The organism is Microbacterium memoriense (assembly GCF_025398275.1).
Lineage (GTDB): Bacteria > Actinomycetota > Actinomycetes > Actinomycetales > Microbacteriaceae > Microbacterium > Microbacterium memoriense.
In genome coordinates, this window is sequence record NZ_JAODOR010000010.1 from 43,548 (window position 1) to 56,574 (window position 13,027).

General features: G+C 69.1%; 10 protein-coding genes, 2 tRNA genes and 1 pseudogene. 6 read left to right on the forward strand and 7 right to left on the reverse strand.

Annotated features, from left to right (window positions below; translation table 11 throughout):
- Nucleotides 1–32: 32 nt before the first annotated feature.
- A pseudogene (locus N4R40_RS08475) lies at nucleotides 33–368 on the forward strand (tyrosine-type recombinase/integrase); the annotation flags it as partial.
- 13 nt (nucleotides 369–381) lie between these two features.
- Here N4R40_RS08475 and N4R40_RS08480 read toward each other — a convergent pair.
- From N4R40_RS08480 to serS, 5 genes are all read right to left on the reverse strand, one after another.
- Nucleotides 382–473: transfer RNA gene (locus tag N4R40_RS08480), tRNA-Ser, on the reverse strand.
- Between the two features lie 77 nt (nucleotides 474–550).
- Entirely contained in the window at nucleotides 551–1,846 is a 1,296-nt protein-coding gene (locus N4R40_RS08485) for an LCP family protein (protein WP_261606937.1), read from the reverse strand.
- A gap of 78 nt (nucleotides 1,847–1,924) precedes the next feature.
- A tRNA-Ser gene (locus N4R40_RS08490) sits at nucleotides 1,925–2,009 on the reverse strand.
- Between the two features lie 96 nt (nucleotides 2,010–2,105).
- Complete coding sequence (locus tag N4R40_RS08495; protein ID WP_261606938.1) at nucleotides 2,106–3,023, reverse strand: HAD family hydrolase; 918 nt, start codon at nucleotides 3,021–3,023, stop codon at nucleotides 2,106–2,108.
- Entirely contained in the window at nucleotides 3,020–4,285 is a 1,266-nt protein-coding gene (gene serS / locus N4R40_RS08500; RefSeq protein ID WP_261606939.1) for a serine--tRNA ligase, read from the reverse strand. Before serS ends, N4R40_RS08495 begins: the two co-directional genes overlap by 4 nt.
- 35 nt (nucleotides 4,286–4,320) lie before the next feature.
- Here serS and N4R40_RS08505 point away from each other — a divergent pair, with 35 nt between their 5' ends.
- The 3 genes from N4R40_RS08505 (at nucleotide 4,321) to N4R40_RS08515 (ending at nucleotide 7,853) form a co-directional block, all read left to right on the forward strand.
- Nucleotides 4,321–5,316 carry a diacylglycerol/lipid kinase family protein gene (locus N4R40_RS08505; RefSeq protein WP_261606940.1) on the forward strand — a complete coding sequence of 332 codons (996 nt, stop codon included), beginning with the start codon at nucleotides 4,321–4,323 and terminating at the stop codon, nucleotides 5,314–5,316.
- Nucleotides 5,313–6,650: a cryptochrome/photolyase family protein gene (locus N4R40_RS08510; RefSeq protein ID WP_261606941.1), complete on the forward strand. Its 1,338-nt coding sequence runs from the start codon at nucleotides 5,313–5,315 to the stop codon at nucleotides 6,648–6,650. Before N4R40_RS08505 ends, N4R40_RS08510 begins: the two co-directional genes overlap by 4 nt.
- A 162-nt stretch (nucleotides 6,651–6,812) precedes the next feature.
- Complete coding sequence (locus tag N4R40_RS08515) at nucleotides 6,813–7,853, forward strand: LLM class flavin-dependent oxidoreductase (protein ID WP_261606942.1); 1,041 nt, start codon at nucleotides 6,813–6,815, stop codon at nucleotides 7,851–7,853.
- A 193-nt stretch (nucleotides 7,854–8,046) separates the two neighbouring features.
- Here the strand turns inward: N4R40_RS08515 and pheA are convergent, their stop codons facing one another.
- A complete protein-coding gene (pheA, locus tag N4R40_RS08520; RefSeq protein ID WP_261606943.1) occupies nucleotides 8,047–9,006 on the reverse strand; it encodes a prephenate dehydratase in 960 nt (319 codons plus the stop codon).
- Nucleotides 9,007–9,095: 89 nt separating this feature from the next.
- On the opposite strand from pheA, the gene N4R40_RS08525 reads away from it, so the two are divergent.
- Both N4R40_RS08525 and pgm read left to right on the forward strand, forming a co-directional pair.
- Nucleotides 9,096–9,743, forward strand: a complete 648-nt coding sequence (locus tag N4R40_RS08525; protein WP_261606944.1) for a hypothetical protein — start codon at nucleotides 9,096–9,098, stop codon at nucleotides 9,741–9,743.
- A 42-nt stretch (nucleotides 9,744–9,785) separates the two neighbouring features.
- Nucleotides 9,786–11,429 carry a phosphoglucomutase (alpha-D-glucose-1,6-bisphosphate-dependent) gene (gene pgm / locus N4R40_RS08530; protein ID WP_261606945.1) on the forward strand — a complete coding sequence of 548 codons (1,644 nt, stop codon included), beginning with the start codon at nucleotides 9,786–9,788 and terminating at the stop codon, nucleotides 11,427–11,429.
- Between the two features lie 204 nt (nucleotides 11,430–11,633).
- On the opposite strand, the gene N4R40_RS08535 is transcribed toward pgm, so the two are convergent.
- A complete protein-coding gene (locus tag N4R40_RS08535) occupies nucleotides 11,634–12,836 on the reverse strand; it encodes a glycerate kinase (protein WP_261606946.1) in 1,203 nt (400 codons plus the stop codon).
- Between the last annotated feature and the right edge of the window lie 191 nt (nucleotides 12,837–13,027).

Here is a 13,027-nt window from a genome sequence, read left to right on the forward strand (position 1 = left end):
GAGAGCCGAATGCGCACCTTTTCACCTCACCCACGGGTGAGCAACTCCGCGGCACCGCATTTCGGCGGGCGGTGAGGTGGTCGCAAACGGCGCCAAATCATACGATCCACGACTTGCGGCACTACGCGGCATCCAGCTGGCTGCGAGCGGGACTCCCCGTGCACCAGGTCGCCAAATGGCTCGGGCACAAGAACGCGTCGACCCTCCTACGCATCTACGCGCATGTTCTCGGTGAGCAACAGGAGATCGCAGCCCTTCGACACCTCGACTCACTGGGCCCGGTACGCACTGAGTACGCAGGGTCTGCGGTCGACACCGCAGACATCTCCGTCGCGAAGCATGAGCCCGTGGAAGTAAACGAACTCTAACCTCGACATTTTGTGGCGGAGACGGAGAGATTTGAACTCTCGGTTCCCAAAAGGGAACTCCACCTTAGCAGGGTGGTGCACTAGGCCGGACTATGCGACGTCTCCAGAGCATCCACGCGAAACGGCGCGAATGCACTCGGCAATCATAACCGTTTCGGCGGCTTCTGCCGAACCGAGGCGGCCTACCGCTCGGCGACCGTGCAGGTGACCTGCGCGGCCGTCTGGCCGGTGACGGTGCTCGGCAGCGCGACAGCTGTCTCGGTCGGCGCGGGCTCGACTACTGGCGCCTCAGTGGACCCCGGCGTCGGCGTGGCCGTGGGAGTCGAGGTCGGAGCCGTGGCTTCGCCGACGACCTCGGTGCCGTTGCCGTCGCTCGTGGACCCGGTGAGTTGCAACGGCTGGTTGGCTGCCAGGGCAGCGAAAAGCACATCCGCATCGGACGTCACGGGGAGCACCCGAAGACCGCCCTCCGCGTAGACGGTCGGGTACTGCACGAAGACGATGTCCTCGTACGGCACGCTCCGCACCGCCATCGCGATCTGCACCATCCGCTGCGGGTTCGCGAGCTCATTGCTCAGCACCAACTGACCACTGGTGACCTGCTTGACCGCGGTGTTCGCGAGGTTCAGGAGTGTGCCGGGATTCGCCAGCACACCGTCAGACTGGAGTTTGCGCACCATCGAGCTCATGAACTGCTGCTGGTTCGAGATGCGGCCGAGGTCGGACCCATCCCCGATGCCGTGACGGATGCGGAGGAACTGCAGCGCCTCGGCTCCGACGAGCGTGTGCTGACCGGCGGCAAGATCGAGGCCGGTGTGTCCGTCTTGGATGTCATCGGACAGACACACGTCCACGCCGCCGATCGCGTCGGACATGTTGATGACACCGGTCCAGCGAATGGCGCCGGCGAATTGGATGTCGACACCGGTGAGCTTCTTGACCGTCAGCACACTGCAAGCGAGCCCGCCGTACATGTACGACACGTTGATCATCTGAGCGCTCATGGCCGAGTACTGGGTGCCGTCCTCGCCCGTGCACGACGGGATCGACACGATCATGTCGCGCGGGAAGGAGACGACGGTGACTCGTCGCGGGGCATCGCTGATGTTGATCAGCATCGTCACATCGTTGCGTTCGCCCTCGGCATCCGCGGCTGCACACCGCGGGAACAGTGCGATATCTTGCCCCTCGCACGAGTCGGTCCCGACGAGCAGCAGGTTGACGCCACCCTCGATCTCGCCGATCGTCGGCGGCAGCGCTGCCTCGTCTTCACCGATCGAGACCCCCGCGTCTGCGACGGCGCGCGCCGCATCCCAGACGTAGAACCCGCCGATCGCGGCGACACTCACGACGACGACAGCGACGATCGCGCCGAGCACGGTGAGGATCTGCACGAACGGGTTCGGGGAACGCAGGACCCCGTGACGCGCGACGGGCTGACGGCGCGAAGACGCCTTACCCTCGGGGCGTGAACTCACGGGGGATCCTTTCGAAAGCGGAGGGCGTGGCCCTCACAGTTGCGAGGCGGCCCCCTCCGGGGGCCTCCTCCCAACCAGCGGAGGGTGTGGGATTCGAACCCACGGGACATTGCTGCCCACTGGTTTTCAAGACCAGGTCCATCGGCCGCTCGGACAACCCTCCCGACAGAGGCCGAAGCATCCGTCGAACAGCGCTGAGTCTAGTCGACCGCGTTCTGCCCATTGTGGCCGAAACCGCCTGTGGACCGGCTGAAAACCCCTACAGGCCTCGCAAAATCTCCGCGACGCCGCCCGCGTAGACGGACGTTGTCGTCTCGGATGCCGCCGCTCGCACTTCGTCGGGGCCCTGCGCCATCGCGATCGCGCGACCTCCGTGTTCGCGCGCCCAGCGGAACATACCGACGTCGTTGCGACCGTCACCCATCACGAGTACGTGCTCGGGATCCACGCCCAGCCAGGTGCGCACCCGCTCGAGCGCCGTGGACTTGTCGACGCCGTGCGGGGCGATGTCGAGCCACGCCGACCAGCCGACCGCGTAAGACACCTTGTTCAACCCGATGCGCGCAACGAGGTCGACGAAGTCCTCGTCGGTGTCATCCGGCGAGACCACGACGACACGGCACACGGGTTGCGAAGCGAGTTCTTCGAAGCTCACCCGCTGCGCGTGCGCGAGGTTCCAGTCGTCCATCTCACCGGTGTAGCGGCGACGTCCGTCGGCGAGTTCGACCATGTAGTTGGCGCCCGGCAAGTGCTCGCCCAGCAGCGTCAGCACTTCGGCGGGGTCGAACGTCTCGATGTGGAAGCGTTCGTAGCGCAGCTCTTCGGAGAAGTCCCCGTCGATCCGCTTCATGATCACGGCCCCGTTGGAGCAGACGGCGTAATCGGGCGCGAGATCGAGCACACGTTGGATGCCGCGCGTGCTCTCCCAGGCCCGGCCTGTCGCGAGCATGACCTCGTGGCCGGCGCGATGCGCGTGGGCGATCGCCTCGACCACGCCCGGGCTCAAGGTCTCGTCCTCGAGCAGCACCGTGCCGTCCACATCGAGTGCGATGAGCAGGCGCTCGATGGGGGCCCCGGCATCCTCCGCTTCTTCGGCGAGGTCTTCGACGAGCGCGGCGGCCTGCGCCTCGGGGACGATCTCGATCGACCCGGTGGCGGGAAGGTGGGCCGAAGTCATCCGATCGGCTCCGCGATCTCGATGCCGCCGAGGTAGGGGCGCAGCACCTCGGGGATGACGACCGATCCGTCGGCACGCTGGTGCGTTTCGAGGAGCGCGACGATCCACCGGGTCGTGGCGAGCGTGCCGTTGAGCGTCGCGACCGGCGCGGTCTTGCCCCCGTCCGGGCGGTAGCGCACGTCGAGCCGGCGCGCCTGGTAGCTCGTGCAGTTACTCGTGGAGGTGAGTTCGCGGTACGCGTCCTGCGTCGGCACCCAGGCCTCGACGTCGTACTTCCGCGCGGCGCTCGAGCCGAGATCGCCGGCGGCGACATCGATCACGCGATAGCTGAGACCGAGATCCTGCAGCATCTGCTCTTGCAGGGCGACGAGGCGCAGGTGCTCCTCTTCGGCCGCTTCCGGGGTCGTGTAGACGAACATCTCGAGCTTGTTGAACTGGTGCACGCGAATGATCCCGCGGGTGTCCTTGCCATACGAGCCGGCTTCGCGGCGGTAGCACGTCGACCATCCGGCGTAGCGCTTGGGTCCGGCCTCGAGGTCGATGATCTCGCCCATGTGGTACCCGGCGAGGGGCACTTCGCTCGTGCCGACGAGATACAGGTCCTCGCCCTCCAGGCGATACACCTCGTCGGCATGCTGGCCGAGGAACCCGGTCCCCTTCATCACCTCGGGCCGCACGAGCGTCGGCGGGATCATCGGGATGAACCCGGCATCCACCGCCCGCTGCAACGCGAGCGACATCAGCGCATACTCCAGACGCGCGCCGATCCCGGTCAGGAAGTAGAAGCGGCTCCCCGAGACCTTCGTGCCGCGCTCCATGTCGATTGCGCCGAGCTTCTCTCCGAGCGCGAGATGGTCGAGCGGTTCGAAATCGAAGGATGCCGGTTCGCCGTGCGTGCGAAGCGTGACGAATGCCTCTTCCCCGCCGGCCGGAACACCGTCGATCACGATGTTCTCGATCCTGCCGAGCGCCGCCTCGGCGGCCTCTTCGGCAGCGGTGGCGATGGCCTGCGCCTGCTTGACGCGCTCGCTGAGCTGCTTGCCTTCGGCGACGAGCGCTGCTTTCTGATCCTTCGGCGCCTGCGCGACCGTCTTGCCGTGCGCGTTCTGCGCGGCGCGGAGCTCTTCGAACGCCGTGATCGCCGCGCGGCGCTCACGGTCCGCGGCGAGGGCATCATCGACGGTGTCGGGCGACTCGCCGCGAGCCTCTTGCGAGCGCTTGACGAGGTCCGGCTGGTCACGGAGGAAGGCGAGATCGATCACCGGTCAAGTCTAGAGCGCCGGGTATCCTCAGCCTCATGACCGATTCCCCCGCCTCGCAGCGCGCCGCGCTCGTCTACAATCCGATCAAAGTGGATGCCGAGGCCCTCCGCGCGACGGTCACGGATGTCAGCGCCGCCGCCGGCTGGGGTGAACCGCTCTTCTTCGAAACCACGGTCGAGGAACTCGGCAACGGCCTCGCACGCCAAGCTATCGACCAGGGCGCAGCCGCCGTTCTGGTCGCCGGCGGCGACGGGACCGTGCGCGCGGTGAGCGAAGGGATGAGCACATCCGGCATCCCCCTGACGATCGTCCCGAGCGGGACGGGCAACCTCCTCGCCCGCAACCTGCAGCTTCCGCTCACCGATCCCGACGTGATGGTGGACGCGACGTTCACCGGCGAGCACCGCCCGATCGACATCGGCTTCGCCCGCATCACGCGCGCGGGCGGCGAGTCGGTCGAACACGGATTCGTCGTCATGGGCGGCATGGGACTCGACGCCGCGATGATCGCGAACACGAGCGGCGACCTCAAGAAGAAGGTCGGATGGCTCGCCTACATCGACGGCGCCGCGCGTTCGCTCGTCGGCGCGAAGCCGTTCCTGGTGCACTACCGCGTGCCCGGACACCGCTTTCACCGGGCGCGCGTGCAGAGCGTGCTCATCGCGAACTGCGGCTCTTTGCCGGCCGGGCTCGAGCTCATCCCCGAGGCATCCGTGTCGGATGGCGAGCTCGACGTCGTCATCTTCCAGCCGAAGAGCGCGTTCGGCTGGCTCGCGGTGTGGCGACGCGTCGCCTGGGACAACAGCGTGCTGAACAAAACCCGCGCGGGGCGACGCGTGCTGCGTCTGCGCACGAAGGACAATTCGGTCCGGTATGCCCGCGGCACCGGCCTGGAGCTGTCGACCGACGAACCTCAGCATGTGCAGCTCGACGGTGATGAGTTCGGTGAGGGCACGGCGATGACCTGTCGGGTCGTCGCCGGCGGACTGATCATCGCGGTCCCGAAAGGACATCCCGGAGCCGCCGCGTGACCTCGCTCGTGTGGCTGCGCGATGACCTGCGCCTCGCCGACAACCCGGCCTTGCGCGCCGCAGCCGACCGCGGGGAGGAGATCGTCGTCCTGTTCGTGCTCGATGAGGAATCCCCCGGCATCCGCCCGCTCGGCGGCGCCGCGCGCTGGTGGTTTCATCACAGCCTCGCCGAGCTCGGCGAGCGCATCGCTTCACGGGGCGGCACGCTGGTGTTGCGACGCGGCCCAGCGGCCGCGGTCGTTCCCGAGGTCGTGCGGGATGCCGGCGCCACCGCCGTGTACTGGAACCGACGCTACGGGGGGCCCGAACGGGAGATCGACACCGACCTGAAGGCGCGCCTACGCGGCGACGGGGTCGAGGTCGCCTCCTTCGCCGGGTCGTTGCTTTTCGAACCGTGGACGGTGAAGACGGGAGCGGGTACGCCCTACGGCGTATTCACCCCGTTCTGGCGCGCGTGCCGCCAGTTGCCCGCACCTCGGGCGCCGCTCGCCGAACCGCGGTCACTGGATGGACCTGCCGTGGACGGCGAGGACCTCGATACCTGGGGGTTGCTTCCCACGCGGCCCGACTGGGCGGCGGGGCTCCGCGAACGGTGGACGCCGGGAGAAAGAGCCGCCCGTGCTCGGCTGCGTGAATTCCTCGGCGAAGATGCCGCGACGTATGACCGCGCCCGCGACGAACCGGCCGTCGGCGCCACCTCGCTCCTCTCTCCCCGCTTGCGCTGGGGCGAGCTGAGTCCCTTCACTGTGTGGGAAGCGGCGGTGTCATCGGATGCGCCGATCGGCGGTTTCCTCTCCGAGATCGGGTGGCGCGAGTTCGCTTGGCACACTCTGTTCCACTTCCCCGATCTCGCGACGAGCAATCTCCGCCCGGCCTTTGACGCCTTTCCGTGGCCGCCACTCGCCGAGGACCGCCTCGATGCGTGGCAGCGCGGGCAGACCGGTGTGCCGCTCGTCGACGCGGGCATGCGCGAGCTCTGGCACACCGGTTTCATGCACAACCGCGTGCGAATGGTCACGGCATCCTTCCTCGTGAAGAATCTGCTCATCGACTGGCGCCGCGGCGAGGAATGGTTTTGGGACACCCTCGTGGACGCCGATTCGGCCAGCAATCCCTTCAACTGGCAGTGGGTCGCGGGCTCCGGGGCCGATGCCGCGCCGTACTTCCGCGTGTTCAACCCGGAGCTGCAGGCGAAGAAGTTCGACGGGGACGGGCGGTACATCGACGAATGGGCGCCGGATTCGATGGACATCGAGCCCATCGTCGACCTCGGCGAGACGCGGCGGGCCGCCCTCGCGGCGTATGAGGCCGTGAGGGCCGCCGGCCGGTCCTGAGTCCCGTCCGGGTGTGAACCGGGGCGGTTGCGCCCACGCGCCGCCGGGTGGGCGGGTGCAAGCGAAGGTATGCGGCGGTGGCGGGGGCGCGGCGGGGGGCGCGAGTGCGCGGAGGGGCGACGCGCGGGAATGGAGAGGCCCCGGCGAGCGTTGGGGCAGGCGATGAGCACCTCCCCCGCACTCTCTGTCCTTGACCTCGTTCCCGTGCGCACGGGCCAGACCAGTGTGCAGGCCGTCGCGGCCTCGCTCGACCTCGCGGTCCGCGCCGACCGCCTCGGGTATCACCGCTACTGGTTCGCCGAGCACCACAACATGCCCGCCGTCGCGTCGACGACACCACCGGTGCTGGCCGCCGCTGCCGCCGCTCGCACGACCCGCATCCGCCTCGGATCCGGCGGCGTCATGCTCCCGAACCACTCGCCGCTCGTCGTCGCCGAGCAGTTCGCGGCGCTCGAGGCGATCGCCCCCGGACGCATCGATCTCGGCATCGGCCGCGCTCCGGGAAGCGACCCGGTCATCACGCAGCTCCTCCGGATGAGCGGCACCACCAGCGACGTCGACAAGTTCCCCGAGCACATCCGCGACATCATCGGATTCCTCTCGGGCGAAGGTGCGACCCTGAGGCTCACGTCCGGAGGCACCTACGACGTCCACGCGACTCCGGCCGCCACGGGCACCCCCGAGGTCTGGCTGCTCGGCTCGAGCGACTACTCGGCGCAACTCGCGGCCGCGTTCGGTCTGCCCTACGTCTTCGCGAATCACTTTTCGGGCGAGGGACTCGAGCGCGCCGTCGATCTGTACCGCACTCAGTTCCAGCCGTCAGAGCACCTGGCCGCACCGCGGACGTTCCTCACGGCGAACGTCATCGCCGCGGCATCCGACGCCGAAGCCGAAGAGCGGATGCTGCCGCAAGCCCGCATGATGGCGCGCCTGCGCGGCGGACGGCCCCTCGTCGCGCTCGAAACCGTCGAGCAGGCCGCGGCCGCCGAGGCGAACGACGGATTGGCCGCACCGGTGCTCGACGGCATGCGTTCGCGCTCGTTCGTCGGAACCGGCCCGAACGTCCGCGATCGGCTCGCGGCATTCGCCGAACGCTACAACGTCGACGAGATCATGGTCTCGCCGGTCGCGGGTGCGTACGACGCCGAGCCGATGGACCGCGGCGACGGCCGTATCCAGACGCTGGAGCTCCTCGTCGCCTGAGCGGGAGGGGCGCTCCGGCGCCCGGTGTCCGCGCGGCGACCTGAACAACTCCTGCAGCCGCTCGGCCGGCGGCCACAGGAGCCGCGCGATGTCGTGGTCCGAGTGCGCGTCACAGCCTCACCGCGCGCTGAGCCGCAGGAATTGTTCAGGTGCGTGGGATCGAACGGCCCCCGAGGGGGCGACCGCGGACGGATCAGGCCTCGGGCTCGCCCGAGATCAAGCCGCGCAGCCAATCGCGCGCCTCGACGAAGACATCGTCGGAGTAGCGCTCGGGGTAGTGCACGATCGCCCGGTCGGCGCGCGGGTATGACCCGAGGAACATCACCTTCGGGCTGAACCGGCGCAGGCCCAGCAGGGCATCGGCCATGCGCTCATCTTCGACATGCCCATCGGCGTCGATGACGAATCGATAGCGGCCGAGCTCATCGCCGATCGGGCGTGAGGCGAGCAGCGACAGGTTGATCCCGCGGGTCGCGAACTGCTCCAGCAGCTCGAGCAGCGCACCCGGGTACTCCTCCGGGAGCTCGACGATCAGCGAGGTCTTGTCCGCGCCCGTCGGCGCGGGGGCCGCGACCGTGCGGCTGACCAGCACGAACCTTGTGACGGCCTTCGCATTGTCGCCGATCTCTTCCGCCAGCAGTTCGAGGTCGTAGTGCTCGAGGATGCCGGGTGGGGCGATCGCGGCATCCGCCTCGCTCACCCCGTCGACGATCCCGACCGCGGAGGCGACGTTGCTCGCCGCCGGAAGGTGCGCGTGCTCGGGGAGATTCGTCGAGAGCCACTGCAAGCACTGGCCATAGGCGACGGGGTGCGCGGCGACGAGCGACACATCAGCGAGGCGCGTGCCCGGCCGCCCGACGAGCACGAAGTTCACGCGCACGAGGTATTCGCCGATGATGCGGAGCCCGGGCATCGTGGCCAAGGCATCCTGCGCCGTGGACACTCCGCCGTCGACCGAGTTCTCAATCGCGATCATGGCGGCATCCGACCGGCCTTCGACGACGTCGGCGAGCGCTTCACCCACGTTGCGCACGGGCCGCCAGATCTGATCACGCGCCTCGGGCACCTGACTCAGGGCGGCTTCCGTGAAGGTACCGGCAGGGCCCAGGTAGCTGTAGGTGCGACGAACGGGCACGCCGGGATCAAGGCTCACGGGGCACAAGCCTAGTGCGCGCCCATCCGCCCTCGGGCGGTCGCGTACGCTGGCCGTGCACCGCCTGCCCCCGCACGAAGGAGCCTCCCATGCCCGCGTTTCGTACCGGCCGCGCTCTCGCCGCGATCCTCGCGCTCAGCGCCCTCGCACTCACCGGCTGCGTCCCCGAGCCGGAGCCCGGCGCATCCACATCTCCGTCCGCATCCCCATCTCCGTCCGCATCGCCATCTGCGACGGCGAGCGCCGCACCGAGCGCGACACCCACCCCGAGCACCCCGGCATCCGACGCCGATTGCGTCATCGGCGACTGGACGACGAGCGAAGCCGACCTGGTCGCCTACTACGACCAGGTCAACGCCGCCCTCGCCGGGGCGGGCGCCACGTTCACCCCCGCCGGCAGCGCGGGCTTGTCGATGCGCGCCGACGGCACCTACTCCTGGCTGCCCGACGTGCAGCTGACGGCCGATGTCGCCGGCACCCAGATCCTCATCGATCTCGCCGGCTCCATCGACGGGTCGTACACCGTCAGCGGCGACACGATCGCGACGCAGAACGATTCCACGGAGAACCTCCAGATCTCCGCGACGATCGCCGGCGTCGCGACCGATCCGGGCACGATCGGCGAGCAGATCGGCGGCGCTCCGCTGACGAACTCCACCTTCACGTGCTCGCCATCGACGCTCGTGCTGACCAGCTCTGTCGGCGATGCTCCGGTGACCACGACGCTCCACCGGTGACATCGACCTGACACGGACGCCCGAACGCGGCAGACTGTGCTCATGAGCCGAGCAGGACAGCCCGCCGAAGCATCCGACCTCATCGACATCGATGAACTGATCGCCGCCTACTACGACCGAAAGCCGGATGCCGCGATCCCCGATCAGCGCGTCGCGTTCGGCACGAGCGGACACCGGGGATCGTCGTTGTCGACGAGCTTCAACGAGGATCACATCCTCGCGACGACGCAGGCGATCGTCGACTACCGTGCGGCGCAGGGGATCAGCGGGCCGCTCTTCCTCGGCCGTGACACGCACGGCTTGTCCCGGCCGGCGGAGCGCAGTGCGATCGAAGTGCTCGTCGCGAACGGCGTCGATGTGCGCGTCGATTCCCGCGACTCGTGGGTGCCGACTCCGGCCCTTTCGCACGCGATCCTGACCTACAACCGACTCCTCGGAGACGACGACCCGGGTCGCTCGGACGGCATCGTCGTGACGCCGTCGCACAATCCGCCGCGCGACGGCGGCTTCAAGTACAACCCGCCGAACGGCGGCCCGGCCGACACCGATGCGACCGGATGGATCGCCGATCGGGCCAACGCGCTGATCGAGGCGGGCCTGGAGGGCGTCAAGCGCACCCGCTTCGCCGACATCGCGACGGGATCGTACGGCTCCTACGACTTCCGCGAGGGATATGTCGCCGATCTGGTCAACATCATCGACATCGACGCGATCCGCACGGCGGGCGTCCGGATCGGCGCCGACCCGCTCGGCGGGGCGTCGGTCGAATACTGGGCGCTGATCGGGGAACGATTCGGTCTCGACCTCACGGTCGTGAACCCCGAAGTCGACCCCACCTGGCGGTTCATGACGCTCGACTGGGACGAGAAGATCCGGATGGATCCCTCGTCGCCCTCGGCGATGGCGTCGCTCGTCGCGCGCCGGCACGAGTACGACATCCTCACCGGCAACGATGCGGATGCCGACCGGCACGGGATCGTCACCCCGGATGCCGGGCTCATGAACCCGAATCACTTCCTCGCGGTCGCGATCGACTACTTGTACTCGCACCGCCCGGATTGGCCCGCCGATGCCGGCGTCGGCAAGACCCTGGTGTCGTCGATGATCATCGACAAGGTCGTGGCCGCTCTCGGGCGGACCCTCGTCGAAGTTCCCGTCGGTTTCAAGTGGTTCGTGCCGGGACTCATCGACGGTTCGGTCGCGTTCGGCGGCGAAGAGTCGGCGGGTGCCTCGTTCCTCCGTCGGGATGGCTCGGTCTGGACGACCGACAAGGACGGCATCCTGCTGTGTCTGCTGGCATCCGAGATCATCGCGGTGACGGGCAAGACCCCGTCGCAGCGGTACGCGGAGCTCGAGGATCTCTACGGTGCGTCGGTGTACCAGCGGGTGGATGCCCCGGCATCCAAAGCCCAGAAAGCCGCCCTCGCGAAGCTCTCGGGCGATGCTGTCGCAGCGACGGAACTCGCTGGCGAGACGATCACGGCGAAGCTCTCGCACGCCCCGGGCAATGGTGCGGCGATCGGGGGGCTCAAGGTGCAGACCGAGCACGCGTGGTTCGCGGCCCGGCCGTCGGGCACCGAGGACGTCTACAAGCTGTATGCCGAGTCCCTGCGCGGCGAGGAGCACCTGCGCCAGGTTCAGGCCGAGGCGCGCGCCGTCGTCGCGGAGGCACTCGGCGGGGTGTAGCCGCGCTGAGGGGTCTCCTGCGCGCTCGCTTCGGGGTGCCCGGGGAGGTGAGGGCGAACCGGCGGGCGTGCGGGCTTCTGCGCCGTGCCCCGTACCGTATGCAGGACGAACGCTGCGGGGCGCCGGGACGTTCCGCGGAATTCTGCGGTGGGGGTGCGCTTGGGGGCGCGACGGTCCTGCATACGGTACGCCGCCGCCGTCGGGTCAGTGCCGTCGGTGCCGCGGCTCCGAGGAGCTCGCCAGCGCCGCGCCGGCTGCGGCGATCCAGCGGGCGGGCTCAGCGAGCGAGGCTGCAGGGCTCCCCGCGAGAGCGGTGAGGGACACGGCGTGTGCGAACGCCGCGGTGTCGGCATCCGCCGAGATCCGGCCGGCGACCAGGGCCGTCGGGACGCCCGCGTCGGCGGCGAGCGCAGCCACAAACGCGGGGACTTTGCCGGCGGCGGACTGGCCGTCGAACGAGCCCTCGCCGGAAATGACCAGGTCCGCGCCGACAACCGCCGCGCGCAGCCCGATCAGTTCCGCGACCTCCGCAGCTCCGGGGACGAGCCGCGCTCCCCACGCGAGCAACCCGAATCCGGTGCCCCCCGCGGCGCCAGCCCCCGGCTCCCCCGCCGCCGAGTGCGCTGGTTCGTACCCAGCGAGCCGGTCGTGCGCTGCTCTCACGCCGCCCTCTCGCGAGGAACCAGCGCGGTCGGCGAAAGACGCGGAGCGCGCGAGGAGAGTCGCGTAGCGGGCGAGGGCGGCATCCGCTGTCGCTGTGTCGGCGGGGGTCAGGCCCTTCTGCGGGCCGAACACCGCCGCGGCGCCCGCCGGCCCGCACAGCGGATTGGTCACGTCGCTCAGGACCACGACACCCTCGCGCGGGAGCGGACGGAGCGCGGAAAGGTCGACCGTCGCAAGGTCCACCACGCCGCGCAGACCCGGGCGGATGGGCGTGTCACCGGCATCCCGCATGCGAGCGCCCAGAGCCTGAAGCATGCCCGCGCCGCCATCGGTCGAGGCACTCGATCCGATCCCGAGCACGAGGCGCGGCACACCGTGATCCAAAGCCGCCGCGATGGCCTGCCCGAAGCCGACCGTGTCGGCATCCCACCCGCGCCGCTCGTCAGCGAGGAGCTCGATTCCGCTCGTGGAGGCGAGTTCGACCACGCCGGTGCCATCGGGAAGCAGGAGCCAGGATGCGTCGATGTCGCGCCCGTGGGGTCCGCGTACGGTCACCGGCATGCGCTGCGCCCCGGCGACGCCGGTCGCGAATGCGTCGAGCGTGCCTTCGCCGCCATCGGCCATCGGAAGGAGCACGAGGTCGTCGTCCGGATACTCGTCGACCCATCCGCGTCGAAGGGCGTCCGCGGCGGCCGCAGCCGTGATCGAGCCCTTGAAGCTGTCGATGGCGATCACGATGCGCATCGCACGCTCCTCTTCGGCGGGGTCACCTGCCGAGCATACCCTCGAATCACCCGCGCCGGTAAGCGCTTACCAAGCAGCAGCTCGGGCTTCCAGGTCTCGGATGCGGCAAGAGCTGCCCTCGAAGCCACACGCCCGCCTCACGGGCAGGGCGGGAGTCGGCACTCCGCCGAACCGTATTCAGTCTGGACCGC